The organism is Ardenticatena maritima (genome assembly GCF_001306175.1).
In the GTDB taxonomy this organism is placed as follows: Bacteria; Chloroflexota; Anaerolineae; order Ardenticatenales; family Ardenticatenaceae; genus Ardenticatena; species Ardenticatena maritima.
Genome location: NZ_LGKN01000003.1, coordinates 291,028 through 308,534, shown reverse-complemented (window position 1 = coordinate 308,534; position 17,507 = coordinate 291,028). Strand labels below are relative to the sequence as shown.

The window sequence follows — 17,507 nt, the reverse complement described above, 5'->3', positions numbered from 1 at the left end:
TTCAGGCGTTTTCTTTCTTCAACCCGTGCAACTCTGGGTCGGTCAGGTCAATCGGTTCCGGGGTGAACAACCGCCGCAACAGGCTCGCCACCTGCCCGCGGTACGCCTTGCACATGACCACGGTACGCGGCGAGCGGCGCATCACCTGTTCGGGAATGTTGCCGAAAAGCCGCTGTTCAAACAACCCCTGTTCCGACGCCCCCATGATAATCAAGTCGGCGTCATGACTTGCTTCGACAATGCCGTCCACCACGTTGTCCGCCTCGTACTCAATGGCGGAGATACGCACCCCCAATTCATCCGCCACGCGGTTCACCATCTGGTAGAACTGCTCTGTTTCGCGTGCATCAGTTGAAGGCAAGCGCAAGTGCAACGGTTGAACTTCTACCTCATAGCCGCCATGCGCCGGGTCGGCGTAGAAGGTTTGCAAATCGCGGGCGATAGAGAGCGCCAGGCGGGCATTCAAACCGGCGCCACGCAAAGGCACGACAATGCGCTTGGGTGGTTGCCACGCACCACGGAAGCGCACCACCGCCAAATCGCACGGGGGGTCTTTGCTGATGAGGTCAATGACGGAGCCAAACGCCACATCGCGCGAGCGGGTGTAGCCCGGCCACCCCAGCAACATGAGGTTGGCTTTGCGTTCGCGCGCCGTCTGCAAAATCGTCTCGCCGATGCGACGCCCCAGGCGAATCATGGTGCGCACGGGCACATCGTACTGCTTGCCTTTGGCAATCGCCAGGTCAAGCACGTGGCGGCGCTCTTTCAGCAACACGCGCCCCTCGCTCATGGTCAACGCCCGTGGCACGCGCACCACATGCAGCGCAAAGAGTTCGCCATCGTGCACCTTTGCCAAAATCGCCCCCAACTCACCCAGGCGGTCGGCTTGCCCCAAGTCGCTCACGGGCACCATCACGCTATACTCTTTCACCGCCACAACTTCTTCCAGCAAAATGGGGCGTTCCTCGGCGGCGCGGCGTTCCCGCTGGCGCACACCATACGAGAAGTAAATCACCACACCCGCGAGAATCCAGCCCAGGGCGGTGTACCAAGCGATAGGACTCAACTCGAAGAGGGTCAGCGAGAGCAGAAGGCAGAGAATGATGCCCAGCCAAGGCAGATAGGGGAAGAAGGGCACCATAAACTGACGGTCGAGGTCGGGGCGGCGTTCGCGCAAGGTGATGAGCGAGTAGCACACCATCATGAAGAGCAGCAAGAACATGATGTCGGCGCTGGCGGCAACGTCTTCGATGGGCAGGGCAATCGCCATCAAGATGATGAGGGCGCCGCTGATGAAGACCGCCCAGTGCGGCGTATGCGTGATGGGGTGAATGCGCCCGAAAATGTCGGGCAGGTTGCCATCGCGCCCCATGGCAAAACTGACGCGGCTACTGCTGTAAATGGTGGCGTTGAGGGCGCTCATGGTGCTGGCAAGCCCCGCCAACAACAAGATGACTTTCCCATAGGGCATGATTTGCCCGGCGGCTTCCGCCATCCCCAATTCGCCCAACTGCCCCAGATACTTGTAAATCGGTACGCCCGGCGGCGGTTCAATCGCGCCGAGCACCACAAAAGCCACCAAAAGGTAAATGGTCACCGCGATGACGATACTCAGAAAAATGGCGCGTGGAATGTTGCGGGCGGGGTCTTTCACTTCTTCGCCACTTTGCGCAATGATTTCGTAGCCCTCAAAGGCGATGAAAGTGAGCCCCATCGCCACAAAGACGCCTAACCAGCCTTCGGGCAAGAAGGGCGTGTAGTGCTCGAACGAGGTGGGGTTGCCAAAAATCTTCACCAAGCCAAACCCCACCAGCAACAGCAGAATGAAGATTTTGATGCTGGTGACAATGTTGCCCACCAACCCCGTTTCAGAAGCGCCGCGAAAGTTGATAAAGGTGAAGAGCGCGGCAATCGCAACACCCGCGCCAACTGCAAAGAGATGCTGTTCAACAGGCGGCGTCCCAAACCAGATTTTGTAGAGTTCGGCAGCGAACGAACCAAAACCAAGGGCGTAGAGCGAGCAAGCGACAGCGTGCGCAAACCAGGACATCCACCCCGACAAGAAGCCAAACATGTCGCTCATGCCCTGCTTCACCCAGAGATAGCCGCCGCCTGCTTCCGGGAAGCAACTCCCCAATTCGGCGTAGGCGGAGCCGATAATCGTGGCGATGATGCCGTTCAAGAAAAACGCGAGCATCAACCCCGGCCCGGCATGCCCGGCGGCAATGCCTGTCAGCACGAAGATGCCGGCGCCAATCATCGCTCCCACGCCAATCATGGTAATGTCGAGCAAACCGAGGTCGCGGCTGAGGGAGACTTCAACAGCATGGTTGTTTTCGCGGGACATGTGAGCCTCCATGTACACATTCAATCCTCATACGGAGCGCTATTCTGCTCCATTTTCAAAAAAAGCCGAAGCGCGTATACGAAAAGACCTGACGGGGGGTTGTGTGCGCCGCCAGGTCTTGCCAGGTGCTCTCACGCCGATGCATTCGCCTTTTCAAGCAGACGCCGAATCTGCGCCGCGAGTTCGCGCGCACGGTTGGGGGCGTCGCCGATGTGTGTGGTGGCGTCCAGCAATGTGCGAATTGTCTCAGCGGGCAAAAGCGCTGTCAAACGGGGGTCGTTGGCGAGCAAGTCGGGCAAGGGATTGGGTTCGCCACGCTGTACCGCCGCCCACGCCGCCATGCTGTGCTCGCGGATGACTTCGTGCAGATGCTGGCGGTCGCCCCCGGCGCGCACCGCTTCCATGAGCACGCGCTCGCTGGCGGCAAAGGTGCCGTAGATGCTCAGCGTGCGTTGCACAGCGTGCTCGTCAATCGTCAGGCGTGCGAGAATGCGCTGCGCGCGCAAAACCGCTTCCTCGGTCGCCAGGAAGGCTTCGGGCAAGACCGCGCGGCGGTTGCCGGAGTCGTCGAGCGTGCGTTCGAGCAGGGAATGGGCGGCGTTGTCCCACGCGACACGCGGCAAAGCGGCGACAAAGCGCGTCAGGCTGTCAATGTTTTCGGCGTTGATGGGGTTGCGCTTGAAGGGCATGGCGGATGAACCAACTTGCTTTTTACCGAAGGGTTCGCGCCATTCGCCAAAGGGGGGCGATTGCAGCAGACGCACATCAAACGCCAAGCGGTAGAGCGTCATCGCCACGCCGGCAAGCGCGTTCAGCACCAGCCAATCCTGACGGCGGGGGTAGGTCTGGTGGGCAATGAGGAAAGGCTCCAGCCCCAGCGCTTCCATGACGCGGCGTTCCATTTCGCGCGGTGTCATGCCTGTGCCCGCCAGCAGCTCCGCGTAGGAAGCCGCCGTGCCGACCGCGCCCTTGAAGCCCTTGCCGCGAATAGACGCCCGCACCTGTTGCAAAAATTCGTAATCCGCCAGCAGGTCTTGGGCGTAGTTTGCCAGCCGATAGCCGACGGTGGTCGGTTCGGCGGGTTGCAGGTGGGTGAAGCCCATGCACACATGGTCGGCTTCACGCTCGATGAGGTCGGCGAGGGTGGCAAGCAAGCCGCGCACCCGCTCGATCAGCACATCCAGGGCGCGGCGGATACGGAGCGCGTCGGCGTTGTCTTCAATGTCCATGCTGGTTGCGCCCAGGTGAATGATGCCGCCCCCCACGGGGCACTGTTCGGCAAACGTGCGCACTTCCGCCATCAGGTCGTGGTGGATTTCGGCTTCAATTTCGTGCGCCCGCTCAATGTCAATTTCATCCATGTGGGCGCGCAAGTCGGCCACCTGCTCGGCAGTGACCAAGCCCGCGGCTGCCTGGGCTTCCGCCAGCGCCACCCAAATGCGACGCCACAAGCGGCGCTTTTCCACTTCGGACCAAATGGCGCGCATTTCGGGCGAACCATATCGCCACGTGAAGGGGCTGATGAAGGTACGGTGCGAAAAGGTTTCCATCTTCTCCCTCTTTCTGTCTGGTTGGTTGACGTTGGTATTATCAACGCCTTTGGGGGGAAGGCAATCTCGAACAATCTGCGCTCAACGACCACATACGCCGACGCTTCTCCAAAACACTTTGTCGCAAACTTCCACATCCGCTACAATCGCGCCTGCCAAACCACCAGAAACAGTCCAACAATCCAAGGAGGCACCCCCATGGAAGAAGTCACAATCGGTGTCATTGGCGGGAGTGGCTTGTATCAGATGGAAGGTCTCACCGACATTGTTGAAGTTGACCTTGATACCCCCTTCGGCAAGCCGAGTGATAGCATTGTCATCGGCACGCTCGAAGGCCAGCGTGTCGCTTTCCTGCCGCGGCATGGGCGCGGGCACCGCATTCTGCCCGGCGAACTTCCCACCCGCGCCAACATCTACGCCATGAAGATGCTGGGTGTGAAATGGCTGATTGCCGTCAGCGCGTGCGGCAGTCTCCGCGCCGACTATGCGCCGGGGCACATCGTTATTCCCGATGGCTTGTTCGACCGCACACGTGGCCGCCCGCTCACCTTCTTTGGCGATGGGATTGTCGCCCACATCAGCATGGCAGACCCCTTCTGCCCGGTGTTGAGCGACGTGCTCTACAAGGCGGTGAAAGAGACCGGCGCAACCGTGCACAAAGGCGGCAATTTCATCGTGATCGAAGGACCGCGTTTCAGCACACGCACCGAATCGCACGTCTTCCGCGCGTGGGGCATGGACATCATCGGGATGACAGCCGTCCCTGAAGCGCAACTGGCGCGCGAAGCCGAGATCGCCTACGCGGTCATGGCGCACGTCACCGATTACGACGTCTGGCACGAAAGCGAAGAACCGGTCACCGTCGAGATGGTCATTCGCACGCTGAAGCAAAACGTCAAACACGCGCAAGAAGCGGTGCGCAACGCCGTGCGCCTGCTGAGCAGCCAGCCCGACCTCACCAGCCCGGCGTGGGACGCGCTGCGCGATGCGTTGATGACGGCGCCAGAGATGGTACCCATTGAAACGCGCCGCCGCTTGTCGCTTCTGCTCGACAAATACTGGAAGCAGTAAACGCGTATGCTGGCACGCTGGCAACAGACACTCGCAACCGCTTTGCCAACCTGGCGCTGGCGGGAAGCGGCGCTTTTGCTCTTCCCGCTGGCGCTCGCTGTCGCTGGCTTCTGGCTGTTGAACACGCTGGAAGCCAGCGCCTTCGGACCTCGCTGGTGGCCCTGCTGGCTCTTTGTGGGGCTGGTGCTGGTGGGGCATGTCGGGCTGGCGCGCTTTGCGCCTACCGCCGACCAAACCATCTTCCCCATCGCCATCACCCTGACCACCATCGGCGTGTTGCTGATTGAGCGCCTTGCCCCCAATTTCACCCTGCGCCACCTGCTCAATTTTGGCGTTGGCATTGCGCTGATGGTGGGGCTGGCGGGGTGGCCGTATTTACTGCGCACGCTGGAACGGTATCGCTACACCATCATCTTGCCGGGGATTGTGCTGCTCTTCTTCACGATTTTGCTCAGTTTCACCCCACTGGGGAATGGGCAAAGCCTTTTTCTGCGGATTGGTCCGTTTGGTTTTCAGCCGTCCGAACCGCTGAAGGTGTTGCTGGTGGCGTTTCTGGCCGGGTATCTGGATTTTCACCGTGAAAAGTTCAAGCACATTCGGCTGGGGCGGCTCTGGCGCGACCGGCGTTGGCTCTGGGTTTACTTCCCCATGCTCATCATGTGGGGCTTTGCGATGCTGCTGGTGGTGGCGCAGCGCGACCTCGGGGCGGCGTTGCTCTTCTTTGGCACGTTCCTCATCCTCACCTACCTGGCAACCGAACGCGCGGATTATGTCCTCATCGGGATGGGGCTTTTCCTCGGCGGTGCGTTCCTCGCAACCATGCTCTTCAGCCATGTGCAGGTGCGTATCGCCGTCTGGCGCGACCCGTGGAGCACGGCGACCACGACCGGCTACCAGATTGTGCAAGCCTTGCTGGCAATCGCCGCCGGCGGCATTTTGGGGCAAGGACTGGGGCAAGGGTTTCCGGACCTGGTGCCGGTGGTGCACAGCGATTTCATTTTTGTGGCAATCGCCGAAGAGTTTGGGCTGGTGGGCGTCTGCGCGGTCATTGCTTTGTACATGTTTCTGCTCGACCGCGGTTTTCGGTTGGCGCGCCGTCAAGCGGATTCGTTTTACTTCTTGCTTGGCGCGGGGCTGGTGTCGCTCATCTGCTTGCAAGCCTTTATCATCATGGCCGGCTCGGTCAAACTGATGCCGCTGACGGGTATCACGCTCCCCTTCATCAGTTACGGGGGGAGCAGTATCATGACGATGTACGCCACCGTTGGTATCCTGCTGAACCTGTCGGCTTACGCCAATCCCCCCACGCCCGCCAAACGCCAACACCCACCGAGGGAGGTGCGCGCATGAAAAGTATCCTCATCACCGGCGCTTCAACCGGCATTGGATACGCAACCGCCCGCCATTTCGACCAATTGGGCTGGCGCGTTTTTGCCGGTGTGCGCAAAGAAGCGGATGCGCAACGCCTGCGCGAAGCCTCTTCCACGCGGCTCACGCCGCTCATGCTCGATGTGACGCACAGCGAACAAGTCGCCACGGCGCTCGCCCAGGTGCGCGAAGCCGTCGGCGATCACGGGCTGGATGCGCTGGTCAACAACGCGGGCATCGCTGTGGGTGGTCCGGTGGAATATGTGCCACTGGAACGCTGGCGGCGTCAATTCGAGGTCAACGTTTTTGGCGTGGTAGCCGTCACGCAAGCGGCGCTCCCCTTGCTTCGGCAAGCCCGCGGGCGTATCGTCAATATCAGCAGTGTGAGCGGCTTGATCGCCGCCCCCTTCTTTGGTCCCTACGCGGCATCCAAATTCGCCCTGGAAGCGCTCAGCGACAGCCTGCGCCTGGAAGTTGCGCCGCAAGGCATCCGCGTCATTCTGATCGAGCCGGGGGCGGTTGCCACGCCGATCTGGGAAAAGGGGCGGCAAGAAGCCCAAACCTTGCGCGAACATTTACCCCCCGAGGGCATGCAATGGTATGGGCGGCTTGTCGCACGCATGGAACGCTGGATTGCCGCCAGTGAACGCAACGCCATGCCGGTTGAACACGTTGTGCGCGTGATTGAAGAAGCGGTCGCCGCGCCGCGCCCCAAGCCGCGGTATGTTGTTGCGCGTGGGGCGTCGCGGTTTGCGCCGCTCATGCGGTGCCTGCCCACCGCGCTGCGCGACACGCTATTCAAGCGACTGGGATGATGCGCACGCCATCGCTCGCACGCCTGGTCTGGTGGGCGCTGGCGTTGCTCTGCGCAACGGCCAGCCTGCTGACCTTTGCCAGCCCCACAGCCCCCTGGTTGGACGGCGCGTTGTGGGCGTTCCTTGCAATGCTGGCCGCACGTGCGGCGTTTCAGCGCCCACGCACTGCCTCCACACTGCCGCCCATCTGGGAAGCCCTGTGGGACGCCGCCGTCCAGCGTCCCTGGCGGGCGGTGAGCATGGGGGCGGCGTTCGCGCTGACCATCTGGGTGCTGCATCGCCTGCCCATTCTGCCCCCTGGCGGGACGTATCGCGCCTATGTGGTGCTTTGGGTGCTCGCCATCGCGCTCTATCTGCTCGCCGTCGCGCCGCCGCGCGGCTGGCCGCGCACGGATTGGAGCATCTGGTGGGAAGTCAACCGGCGCACTGCGCTCGCCGGCTTCACGATTGTGGCGCTTGCCTTCATCGTGCGGCTTGTGCCGCTCACGCCGCCCACTTCGCTTTCGCTCCTGACGCTTCCCGCGCCGCCGACCGGCAACCCGTTCACCATCACGCCCGAAGGCATCCCCACAATGAGCCTGCTCATCACCAGCAGCGCCACCCGTCTGGCGGGCGGCGCACTCGTCGGCGGGCGATTGGTCTGGGTGCTCATCGGGACGCTGACGGTGGCCAACGCCTTTTGGATTGGTACGCGCCTCAAAGGCGTGCAGATTGGCTTGCTCACGGCCTTCTTCGTGGCGCTCTGGCCCTTGCACGTGCAAGCCTCGCACCATGCTGAACCCACCACCGCCCTGCTGTTCGGTCTCACGTTGAGCACGCTCATGCTCCAACGCGGCCTCGACCGCCGCAGCCCCCTCGACTGGGGATGGGTGGGGGTTGCCTGCGCCGCGACGTTCTACACAGCGCCCGGCGGATGGCTTGCGGGGGTGGTCGTGTTGGCGGTGCTGGGGTATCTTCTGCTCGCCGAGCGCCGCGCCATGTGGGTGCTCCACCGCGATGGTCTGTTCATCGCCTTGGGGGCGTTCTTCCTCACCATTGCGCCACTATTGCAATTTGTGTGGCGCACGCCCCAACGCGCCGCCTTGCTTGCGTTGCCGCAAACGCTCCATCTCACGAGTACACTCAATGCGCTGGCGTCCATCGGCTCGCGTGAGACGTTGTCGCCCCTTGTCGCCGCCTTGTTCCTCTTCGGGCTGTTTTACGCCACGCTGCGGCTCTTTTTGCGCGAGGCGGAGTATCGCATGGCGCCCATGGTGCTCTGGTTCTGGTGTGTGCTTCTGTTGCACGCCAACAGCCCCACGCCATCCACACCCACAATCACCCTTGCGCTCGGCGTTCCGCTGCTCTTCTTCATCGCTCTTGCGCTCTGGCATCTTGCTTTGCTGGGACAACGCGCCTGGCGGGGGCTTTCCATTCCCACCACACTGATCACGGGGGCGCTCCTTGTGGCGCTCGCGCTCGTCGCGTGAACGCGGCGGGTTCGCTCACATTCAGGTTGCACCAAACAAAAACGGGGCGGGCTCTTGCGAGCCTGCCCCGTCGAGGTGGTTCGCCGGCGTCCTAGCGGCGGCGACGCGCCACGAGGGCTACCACGCCGGCGGCTGCGAGCGCCATCGCGCCAACGAGCACGCCAACCGGGCGGCCGGTTTCGGTGGCGGCGGCGCCGCTAAAGACTTCCAGCGTGACGGCGGTGGGACCTGTGCCTGTTTCGAGATAACCAGCATTATAAACCACAGGAATTGCGTTTTGGGTAAATTGATACTGAATGGTAGCAGGTGTCCCTTCTGGTGGATTACAAGGTGTTCCTACACCCATATAACATGTAAAATCAATCAAAATCTCCAGGGTTTTGCCATTATAAGCAGCCGCTGTGCAATCAACAACTCCACTCGCACCCAAGGCATTATCAGACCCCGTTAAAGATAAATTGAAATTACCATTGGCACCCAACACACCTGTCGCACAAACATTTCCTGTATTTGGATCGTAAACCCATACTTCACCTCCATACGTCCAGCCCTGTTTCGTTTTGCTGTCAATGACCTTCCCTGATACCCCACTGAAGGCAGCAACAGGACCAGCGAGAACAACCAGGGACACAAAAACAACCATGAAAAATAGACTCAGAAAACGTTTCATCATTACTCCTCCTTTGAAAACTACACGGTTGACGGTTGAACAGCCCAACACCTCACTCTCCGCAAAGGCTCACAACCGAACAGACGACAAGCGCGGGGAAACGCGCAAAAGGGGCGTCATCAAACGCGCCAACGCCAACCCAACCACAAGGGCGACCGCCAGCGTCAGCACCTGATAGAAGAGGGCACTCCGTCCACGTTCATGCGCCGAAAGTGTCGCCAGGGCTCGCCCTTGGGCGTCCACCGCCACAACGCGATAAACATACTCGCGGTCGGGACGCACGAACGAATCCACAAACACGAAGGTCGTGCGGTCTCCAGCCGGCAAGAGCGCCATTTGCTCCGGCGCGCCCTCATCCATCTGCCGATAGACCACAAACGCCGCGTAGGTATCCGCCGCTGTGGGGTCCACCGTCCAGCGCAGGACAATGCCGGGCGAGACCGCAGCCCAGACCAGCACCGCCACGATAATCAGCAAGCAAGCGTGCCACGCCCACGCCAGCAGGCGCGAGGGTTGCGGTTCGACCGCGTGTAAAAGCGCCTCGCGCAGGTGCGGCGACGGAGCGGGGGGCGTGCGTGTGGTCCACGCTTGTTGCAGCATCCGCATCTCGTGAACGGCCTCTTGCATCTCCGTTGAAGTGGCCAGCGCGACTTCCACCTGCGCGGCTTCCTCCGCATCAAGCGTACCGTTGACGTAGAACGGGAGCAACGCCTCGATTTCTTGTTGCATATGCGGCGTTTTCATGCTTCCTCCTCACGTGCGGGTATCGCTGCTCCCCGCAAGTAATGCAACTGTTCGCGCAAGGCTTTCAACGCATAACTGACGCGGCTCTTGACCGTCCCGATCGGGCATCCCAGCACGTCAGCCGCCTCGCGATACGAGAGCCCAAACCCAAAGACAAGTTCCAACGCTTCGCGGTGATGAACCGGCAACTGCGCGACAGCCCGGGCAATTTGCATCTCTCGCCAGATACGGCTGAACGTCTCAAATCCATCCTCACCCACCAAACCATCCACCATCTGCTCATCCAACTGTTCTTCATAGCGTCCGTTGAGCCGCGTATACGCCTTGTAGCGTGCAATCCCCAAAATCCACGTTTTCACACGCGAATCACCGCGAAATTGCCGCGCCTGTTGCCAAACCGCCAAAAACGTCTCTTGCAAAACATCTTCAGCCGCGTCTTTTTCTCCCAAGAGGATGAGCAGATACCGATACACATCCGCCGCAAGCGCGTCATACAAAGCGGCAAAGGCTGTCCGGTCGCCATGTGCAATGCGTTCGAGCAAACGTTTGTCCTGGTTCATGGGACGTTTGATGATTCCCTTCTACTTATGAGTCTGTTTTCGGGGGGAAATGGTTCAAAAGAATTCATGGGACAAAGGCACTATTTTCAAAAAAAGGACAAAGGTCCTGCATTGTTGGGGCATCTTTTGCCAGGCAGTATAGCAACACCCCCTGTTTTGCGCACGCCACAAGGCTACACGAACGGGTAGGTGGCGACTACACAGACACAAGCCCCACAACCATCCACAGGCATGTTGAGGGCGTGCGGGCTGCTTGCTATGGTGGTATCGCCCCTTTTCGCCAGCAACACCACCGGGGAACCCACACCCAACAGCAACTGGTTGCACGCTTGCAAAGGAGCAGGACCATGCAAAACGTTGATCTCATCAATCCCATCGTTCGGCGCAAAATGGCCGCCGCCCGCGAGCGCCCGGAGCACTTTTGGGCGCAAGAAGCCCGCCGTCTCCACTGGTTCCGCCTCTGGGACAAGGTCTTCGAGTGGAATTACCCCGAACGCTATCGCTGGTTCATCGGTGGCGAAACCAACCTCTGCTACAACGCGCTCGACCGCCATGTGGAACAGGGACACGGCGGCCACACCGCCCTCATCTACGCGAATGAACGCGGCGAACAACGCCTTTTCACCTACGCCCACCTTTTGCACCACGTCGAACGCGTCGCTGCCGCCTTGCGTGGCATGGGTGTACAAAAAGGCGACCGTCTCACCATCTACATGCCCGTCTGCCCCGAAGCCATCATGCTCATGCTCGCAGCGGTACGCATCGGGGCGATTCACGTGGTGGTGTTTGCGGGTTTCGGCGCGAAAGCGCTAGCCAGCCGCATTCAAGCCAGCGGCGCCAAACTCGTTTTCACCGCCGATGTCACCTACCGCAAAGGGCGCGATATCGCACTCAAAGGCATTGTGGACGACGCCCTCGCGCTTGGAGAGCACCAGGTGGAGCATGTGGTGGTGCTCAACCGCACGGGCATGGATTTGCCTATGCAAGCGGGGCGTGATCTCACCTGGGACGAATTTCTCGCACGTGGCGAGGAGCAAAGCGGCGCCGTTCAGCCCATGGAAGCGAACGAACCCGCGTTCATCATGGCGACTTCGGGAACAACGGCACGCCCCAAATTGACCGTCCATTGCCACGGCGGCTACGGCGTCTGGATTTTGAGCACGGGCGATTGGCTTTTCAAACTGCGTCCGTCCGATGTCTGGTGGGCGACATCGGACATCGGGTGGATTGTGGGGCATTCGTACATTGTGTACGCCCCGCTCATGGTCGGAGCGACCACCATCGCCTATGAGGGGGCGCTCGATTACCCCGGACCTGAGATGTTTGGCTCGCTGATTGAAACCTTTGGCATCACAGGCATCTTCACCGCCCCCACCGCAGTCCGCATGCTCATGTCCTACGGCACAGGTCCCGCCCGCCGCCACAACCTCTCTTCGCTCCAACGCATTGTGTGCGCCGGCGAACCGCTCAACGCCCCCGCCTGGGAATGGCTGCAAAAACATGTCTTGCTCGACCGTGTGCCGGTGATTGACCACTGGTGGCAAACCGAAACCGGCGGTCCCGTCATCGGCAACCCCTATGGGCTGAACATGGTCCCCATCAAGCCGGGCTCTGCCGCACTCCCCATGCCCGGCATCGAGATTGAAGTGATGACGCTGGAAGGCCAGCCCTGTGCGCCCAACGAAAAAGGCATTCTGACCATCAAGCACCCCTTCCCTGGGCTGACATCCACGCTTTGGGGGGAACACGACCGCTACAACCGCGACTATTGGGAACGCATCCCCGGTCAGCGCGTCTATTTCACAGGCGACGCTGCCCATCTCGATGAAGACGGCTACGTCTGGTTTGCCGGGCGGGCGGATGAAGTCGTGAACGTTGCCGGACACCGCATTGGCACCATCGAAGTCGAAACGGCGCTCCTCACGCATCCCGCCGTTGCCGAAGCAGGCGTCACAGGACGCCCCGACGAGGTGCGCGGCGAGGTGCTGTCGGCGTTCGTCGTGCTCAAACCGGGGCACACACCCAGCCCCGAATTGGAGCAAGAACTGCGCCAAGCGGTACGCCAATCTCTGGGACCAGTGGCGGTCATCGGCGAAATCAACTTCGTCAACATGCTGCCCAAGACACGCAGCGGCAAAATCATGCGCCGCGTGCTCAAAGCCGTCATTCTGGACAAGGACCCCGGCGACATCACCACGATTGAGGAAGAAGGCTCTGTGGAAGAAGCACGCGCCGCCTGGCGCACGATGAAAGAAGCGCGCCGCACCGAGTAAGCAAGCCGTTTGCCCACGGCTGCCATTTTCCAATGAAGGGGGGTGAGAAACGCCATCAAGTCCAAGCCGTGCGTGTTGTGTCGTGAGCCCAATCAACCAGCACAGAGAGGAGGGACAACAGATGAACCAGCAGCAACAAGAGAAAGCGCAAGCCTACTGGCGCGCCAATGTACGCCTCATCACCACATTGCTCATCATTTGGGCGCTCGTCTCCCACGTTGCCGCCATTTTGCTCGCCAAGCCGCTTAGCGGCATCACCTTTGGGCGCATCCCGCTCAGTTTCTGGTTCGCCCAGCAGGGTTCTATGATTATTTTCGTGATTCTCATTTTCGTCTACGCCTGGCGCATGAACAAACTCGACCGCGAATTTGACGTGCATGAAGAATGAGAGGAGCCAGCCATGAACACTGAATCCTGGACTCTGCTGATTGTTGGCATCACCTTCGCGTTCTACCTCTACATCGGGTATCTGAACCGCGTGCGTGAAACCGCCGGCTTCTACGTCGCCGGGCGTGGCGTGCCAGCCATCGCCAACGGCGCCGCCACCGCAGCCGACTGGATGTCGGGGGCGTCGTTTGTCTCCATGGCGGGGCTGATTGCGTTCCTGGGCTACGACGGCGCGGTCTACCTCATGGGCTGGACAGGTGGGTACGTGCTGCTGGCGCTCCTGCTCGCCCCCTACCTGCGCAAATACGGCAAGTACACCGTGCCCGACTTCATCGGCGACCGCTACTACTCGAACCGTGCGCGCGCCGTTGCCGCCGTCGCCACCGTCTTCATCTCGCTGACCTACGTCGCGGGACAAATGCGCGCGGTGGGCATCGTGTTCAGCCGTTTCTTGCAGGTGGACATCATCATGGGGGTTGTGATTGGCATGGCGATTGTCGCCTTTTTCGCCATTTTGGGCGGCATGAAGGGCATCACCTGGACGCAGGTCGCCCAATACGGCGTGCTCATCCTCGCCTATCTCATCACGGCTGTCGCCATTTCGGCGCGCCTGACCGGCAACCCCATCCCCCAATTGGCGCTCACGTTCAGCGACATTGCCCCCCGCCTCAACCAGATTCAAATTGAACTGGGCTTGAAGGAATACCTGGCGCCGTTCCAAAACTTCTCCCAGTTGAACGTGCTCTTCATCACCCTGGCGCTCATGCTCGGCACCGCCGGCTTGCCCCACGTCATTATCCGATTCTACACAGTGCCGAGCGTCGCCGACGCCCGCAAATCGGCCGGCTGGGCGCTGTTGTTCATCGCCATTCTCTACACCACCGCGCCGGCGCTGGCCGTTTTCGCCAAGTACAACATTCTGGAAACGCTGAACGGCAAGACGGTGCAGGAAGCCCGCAGCATTGACTGGGTGGTGAAGTGGGAAGAAACCGGCTTGCTCAAACTGGAAGACAAAGACGGCGACGGGCGGCTGGTGATGACGAGCGACAACGCCACCAGCGAAATCATCTTCGACCGCGACATCATCGTCCTTTCCACGCCCGAAGTGGCGGAACTGGCGCCCTGGGTGGTGGGGCTGGTCGCCGCCGGTGGGCTCGCCGCCGCACTTTCGACCGCTTCGGGACTGTTGCTCGCCATGTCGAGCGCCTTCTCCCACGACATCTACTACCGCATCCTGCGCCCCGACGCCGACGAACGCCAACGCCTGCTGGTGGGGCGTGCCACCATCTTTGTCGCCATCCTCATCGCGGGCTACTTTGGCGTCAACCCGCCCGGCTTTGTGGGTGAAGTGGTCGCGTTCGCATTCGGGCTCGCCGCCGCCAGCCTCTTCCCCGCCATCATCCTGGGCATCTTCGACAAGCGCATGAACCGCGAAGGGGCGATTGCCGGCATCCTCACGGGGCTGGTTTTCACACTGGTGATGATCATCCTCATCCGCTCCGACCGCCTGCTCGGTACAGAAGCCCCCATCCTCAACTCGTTCCTGGGCGTCAACGCGCAAGGCGTCGGGGTGTACGGCGCAATTCTCAACTTCATCGTGTCGTATGTGGTCTCGCGCATGACGCCGCCGCCGCCCGAACACATCCAGCACCTGGTGGAAGACATCCGCGTCCCGCGCGGTGCAGGCGCCGCCGTTGCCGAACACTAGCCGCAAACGGGGGATGGCGCATCGTGCGCCATCCCCCACTTTCAGCAACCGGCAAGGAGTAGACGCATGGCTACGCGCAAACAAGAACCCACATTCGTTGTTCTGCCCAACCTGCCCTTGCGCCTGATACGCACGGCGCTGGGGGTTGCGCTCTTTTTCTTCGCCTTCTACATCGGCGGGCACTACCTCTTTGGCTGGGTTTTTCCCACGCCACTCGCACTGGCGCACATCCTCATCACCGCATCGGGCGGCGTGCTGCTTGGGTGGGCGTTCAGCCGCGTCTGGCCGCTGCCCCCCACCGTGGGCTTTGAGCGCGTCGTCCGCACATGTCTGCTCATGGTACCGGCGCTGGGTATCGGCATCGCCCTGCATGTCTGGCTGCAAGGTCCCCAACCCGAACGCGCCCTCTACTTGATTTTTGCACTTGCCGCGTGGCTGGGCTCAGGCTACATTGTGCGTACCACCTGACCCAAAACGGGCTCGCACCAACGGGGGAGCGCCATGCAACCGTCCGACTTTCTGCGCCAAACACCACCTTTCGACCAACTGGACGAGGCGACCATCCAGCAGATTGTCGCCACACTCAAAATTGTGCGCTACCCCGCCAAAACGCCCATTCTGGAAGCCGGCGGCGAACCAAGCCACTTCCTCTACATCGTGTACAGCGGGAGTGTGCGGCTGGAACGCAACGGGCGCACCGTCCTCTTGCTGGAAGAAGGCGACCTGTTCGGGTTTCCATCCTTGCTCGCCCAACGTCCCCCCGTGTTCGACGTCATCACCGACGAGGAGAGCGTCATCTACCAGATTCGCGAGCCCGTGTTCCGCGACCTTTTGCAACGCATCCCCGCTTTTGCCGACTATTTTTTGCGGGGGCTGGGCGAACGCCTGCGGCGCACCACCACCATCGAGCCAACCGCTCCCACAGGATTGGCTGATTTCACCACCAGCGTGCAAACGCTCATCCAGCGCCCCCCCGTGTTTGTCGCCCCGCAGAGCAGCGTCGCCGAAGCCGCCCGCACCATGCACCGGCACAACATCAGTTCTGTGCTGGTGGAACACGACCCCGTGGGCATTCTCACCGTGCGCGATTTGCGCAGCCGTGTGCTTGCCGCCGAACGCCCCCCCGAAACGCCCGTGCACTCGGTGATGAGTTGCCCCGCCATCACCATTCCCGCCACCGCCACCCTGCTTGAGGCGCTGCTGGTGATGATCGAACACGGCATTCACCACCTGCCCATCGAACAAGCGGGGCGCATTATCGGCGTCATCACCGACACCGACCTGCTGCACCATCAGTTGCACAACCCCCTGCTCCTGTTCGAGCGCCTGCGCCGCGCCCAACGGGTGGACGACGTGCGCACCTACACACGCGACCTCACCGCCACAGTCGTCTGGCTCTTTGAAAACGGGCTGGACGTGCTGCACATCGGGCGCATTGTCGCCACGCTCAACGACACCCTCACCACGCGCCTTATCACGCTTGCTGAACACGAACTGGGCGCGCCCCCCTGCCCCTACGCCTGGCTGGTGTTTGGCTCCGAGGGGCGCATGGAGCAACTCCTCATCACCGATCAGGACAACGCGCTGGTGTACGCCGAAACAACGCCCGAACACGACGCCTACTTCGCCCAATTCGCCGCCTTTGTGGTGGAAGGGCTGATGGCGGCGGGGTTTCCCCCCTGCAAGGGGGGCTACATGGCGACCCATTGGCGGCGTCCGCTGGACGAGTGGGAGCGGCTCTTCCGCACGCTGGTGGACACCCCCACCCCCGACGCCCTGCTTGAAGCGGGGATTTTCTTTGACATGCGCCGCGTCCACGGCACGCTTTCGCTCGCCCCGCTGGAAACCATCATCCGCCACAGCGGCACGCAACCGCGCTTTCTGGCACACATGGCGCGCGCCGCGCAAGCGTGGCAGCCACCGCTGGGGTTCCTGCGCCGCATTCGCGATGAGCAAGGCAAAGTAGACCTCAAACGTGGGGGCATCGCGCCCATTGTAGCGCTGGCGCGGCTCTACGCGCTCGAAGCCCAAAGCCCCGCGCGCGCAACAGTCGAACGCTTGCATGACGCCATCGCCCGCGGTATCCTCAGTGAAGAAGGGGGGGAAACGTTGCAAGAAGCCTTTCGCTTTCTCATGCGCTTGCGTTTGCGCGCCCAACTTGACGCCGTGCGCGCCCACCAGCAACCTGGCAACGCCATCACGCTCGCATCGCTCTCATCGCTGGAACGCCGCATGCTCAAAGAGACATTTCTCGCCATTCGCGATATGCAAGAAGCCATCGGCTTGCGGTATCAAACAGACTTGCTGGGCTAACTGAACCTACACGGGGAACCATGAACCGCCAACGTTTTCTCGGACAACGCCTTGCCGCGCTTGCCATCGTTGGGTTTTTGCTGCTCAACTACCCGATTTTGTCGCTTGTCAACCGCCCCCATCTGCTGGGGGGGATTCCCGTCCTGTACATCTACCTGTTCGGGGTCTGGCTGGGATTGATTTGGTGCATGGCTTTCTTGCTTGAACGGCGATAGGCTTGCGGAGAGAGCCG

Annotated in this window: 15 protein-coding genes; 10 read left to right on the top strand and 5 right to left on the bottom strand. The window is 61.2% G+C overall.

Translation table 11 applies throughout. The features are described 5' to 3' along the window. Nucleotide 1: 1 nt before the first annotated feature. Complete coding sequence (locus SE16_RS01435) at nt 2-2,347, bottom strand: amino acid permease (protein WP_054492768.1); 2,346 nt, start codon at nt 2,345-2,347, stop codon at nt 2-4. A gap of 131 nt (nt 2,348-2,478) precedes the next feature. Then, a complete protein-coding gene (purB, locus tag SE16_RS01430) occupies nt 2,479-3,897 on the bottom strand; it encodes an adenylosuccinate lyase (protein ID WP_054492767.1) in 1,419 nt (472 codons plus the stop codon). Nucleotides 3,898-4,095: 198 nt separating this feature from the next. Here purB and mtnP point away from each other — a divergent pair, with 198 nt between their 5' ends. From mtnP to SE16_RS01410, 4 genes are read left to right on the top strand one after another with little or no spacing between them, the layout of a single operon-like run. Next, nucleotides 4,096-4,968, top strand: coding sequence for an S-methyl-5'-thioadenosine phosphorylase (gene mtnP / locus SE16_RS01425; RefSeq protein WP_054492766.1), 873 nt, complete (start codon nt 4,096-4,098; stop codon nt 4,966-4,968). 6 nt (nt 4,969-4,974) lie between these two features. Next, the gene (locus tag SE16_RS01420) at nt 4,975-6,318 is read left to right on the top strand and encodes an FtsW/RodA/SpoVE family cell cycle protein (protein ID WP_054492765.1); all 1,344 of its coding nucleotides are present in this window, start codon (nt 4,975-4,977) and stop codon (nt 6,316-6,318) included. Then, nucleotides 6,315-7,151, top strand: a complete 837-nt coding sequence (locus SE16_RS01415) for an SDR family oxidoreductase (RefSeq protein WP_054492764.1) — start codon at nt 6,315-6,317, stop codon at nt 7,149-7,151. The genes SE16_RS01420 and SE16_RS01415 overlap by 4 nt, the downstream gene beginning before the upstream one ends. Continuing rightward, nucleotides 7,151-8,620 carry an ArnT family glycosyltransferase gene (locus SE16_RS01410; protein WP_060687112.1) on the top strand — a complete coding sequence of 490 codons (1,470 nt, stop codon included), beginning with the start codon at nt 7,151-7,153 and terminating at the stop codon, nt 8,618-8,620. The genes SE16_RS01415 and SE16_RS01410 overlap by 1 nt, the downstream gene beginning before the upstream one ends. Before the next feature lie 91 nt (nt 8,621-8,711). Here SE16_RS01410 and SE16_RS15630 read toward each other — a convergent pair whose 3' ends face one another. From SE16_RS15630 to SE16_RS01400, 3 genes are all read right to left on the bottom strand, one after another. Then, nucleotides 8,712-9,290 carry a hypothetical protein gene (locus SE16_RS15630; protein ID WP_152918078.1) on the bottom strand — a complete coding sequence of 193 codons (579 nt, stop codon included), beginning with the start codon at nt 9,288-9,290 and terminating at the stop codon, nt 8,712-8,714. Between the two features lie 69 nt (nt 9,291-9,359). Further along, nucleotides 9,360-10,034, bottom strand: coding sequence for an anti-sigma factor family protein (locus tag SE16_RS01405; protein WP_054492762.1), 675 nt, complete (start codon nt 10,032-10,034; stop codon nt 9,360-9,362). Beyond that, nucleotides 10,031-10,594, bottom strand: coding sequence for an RNA polymerase sigma factor (locus tag SE16_RS01400; protein ID WP_054492761.1), 564 nt, complete (start codon nt 10,592-10,594; stop codon nt 10,031-10,033). The genes SE16_RS01405 and SE16_RS01400 overlap by 4 nt, the downstream gene beginning before the upstream one ends. Nucleotides 10,595-10,941: 347 nt before the next feature. On the opposite strand from SE16_RS01400, the gene acs reads away from it, so the two are divergent. The 6 genes from acs (at nt 10,942) to SE16_RS01370 (ending at nt 17,490) form a co-directional block, all read left to right on the top strand. Beyond that, nucleotides 10,942-12,867 (top strand): acetate--CoA ligase, encoded by a 1,926-nt coding sequence (gene acs / locus SE16_RS01395; protein ID WP_054492760.1) that lies wholly within the window; start codon nt 10,942-10,944, stop codon nt 12,865-12,867. 121 nt (nt 12,868-12,988) lie between these two features. Further along, the gene (locus SE16_RS01390; protein ID WP_054492759.1) at nt 12,989-13,255 is read left to right on the top strand and encodes a DUF4212 domain-containing protein; all 267 of its coding nucleotides are present in this window, start codon (nt 12,989-12,991) and stop codon (nt 13,253-13,255) included. Nucleotides 13,256-13,267: 12 nt separating this feature from the next. After that, complete coding sequence (locus tag SE16_RS01385) at nt 13,268-14,962, top strand: sodium:solute symporter family protein (RefSeq protein WP_054492758.1); 1,695 nt, start codon at nt 13,268-13,270, stop codon at nt 14,960-14,962. A 66-nt stretch (nt 14,963-15,028) separates the two neighbouring features. Next, nucleotides 15,029-15,430 carry a hypothetical protein gene (locus SE16_RS01380; RefSeq protein ID WP_054492757.1) on the top strand — a complete coding sequence of 134 codons (402 nt, stop codon included), beginning with the start codon at nt 15,029-15,031 and terminating at the stop codon, nt 15,428-15,430. Between the two features lie 33 nt (nt 15,431-15,463). Further along, nucleotides 15,464-17,275 carry a DUF294 nucleotidyltransferase-like domain-containing protein gene (locus SE16_RS01375; RefSeq protein ID WP_054492756.1) on the top strand — a complete coding sequence of 604 codons (1,812 nt, stop codon included), beginning with the start codon at nt 15,464-15,466 and terminating at the stop codon, nt 17,273-17,275. A 20-nt stretch (nt 17,276-17,295) separates the two neighbouring features. Then, on the top strand, nt 17,296-17,490 hold the full coding sequence (locus SE16_RS01370) for a hypothetical protein (protein ID WP_054492755.1): 195 nt from the start codon (nt 17,296-17,298) through the stop codon (nt 17,488-17,490). Nucleotides 17,491-17,507 lie beyond the last annotated feature (17 nt).

Bases quoted from the DNA above. Each gene is read 5' to 3' on its own strand.
- SE16_RS01405 (WP_054492762.1), bottom strand. From the start codon at position 10,034: ATGAAAACGCCGCATATGCAACAAGAAATCGAGGCGTTGCTCCCGTTC.
- purB (WP_054492767.1), bottom strand. From the start codon at position 3,897: ATGGAAACCTTTTCGCACCGTACCTTCATCAGCCCCTTCACGTGGCGA.
- SE16_RS01435 (WP_054492768.1), bottom strand. From the start codon at position 2,347: ATGTCCCGCGAAAACAACCATGCTGTTGAAGTCTCCCTCAGCCGCGAC.
- SE16_RS01415 (WP_054492764.1), top strand. From the start codon at position 6,315: ATGAAAAGTATCCTCATCACCGGCGCTTCAACCGGCATTGGATACGCA.
- acs (WP_054492760.1), top strand. From the start codon at position 10,942: ATGCAAAACGTTGATCTCATCAATCCCATCGTTCGGCGCAAAATGGCC.
- SE16_RS15630 (WP_152918078.1), bottom strand. From the start codon at position 9,290: ATGAAACGTTTTCTGAGTCTATTTTTCATGGTTGTTTTTGTGTCCCTG.
- SE16_RS01370 (WP_054492755.1), top strand. From the start codon at position 17,296: ATGAACCGCCAACGTTTTCTCGGACAACGCCTTGCCGCGCTTGCCATC.
- SE16_RS01400 (WP_054492761.1), bottom strand. From the start codon at position 10,594: ATGAACCAGGACAAACGTTTGCTCGAACGCATTGCACATGGCGACCGG.
- mtnP (WP_054492766.1), top strand. From the start codon at position 4,096: ATGGAAGAAGTCACAATCGGTGTCATTGGCGGGAGTGGCTTGTATCAG.
- SE16_RS01380 (WP_054492757.1), top strand. From the start codon at position 15,029: ATGGCTACGCGCAAACAAGAACCCACATTCGTTGTTCTGCCCAACCTG.
- SE16_RS01385 (WP_054492758.1), top strand. From the start codon at position 13,268: ATGAACACTGAATCCTGGACTCTGCTGATTGTTGGCATCACCTTCGCG.
- SE16_RS01410 (WP_060687112.1), top strand. From the start codon at position 7,151: ATGCGCACGCCATCGCTCGCACGCCTGGTCTGGTGGGCGCTGGCGTTG.
- SE16_RS01420 (WP_054492765.1), top strand. From the start codon at position 4,975: ATGCTGGCACGCTGGCAACAGACACTCGCAACCGCTTTGCCAACCTGG.
- SE16_RS01390 (WP_054492759.1), top strand. From the start codon at position 12,989: ATGAACCAGCAGCAACAAGAGAAAGCGCAAGCCTACTGGCGCGCCAAT.
- SE16_RS01375 (WP_054492756.1), top strand. From the start codon at position 15,464: ATGCAACCGTCCGACTTTCTGCGCCAAACACCACCTTTCGACCAACTG.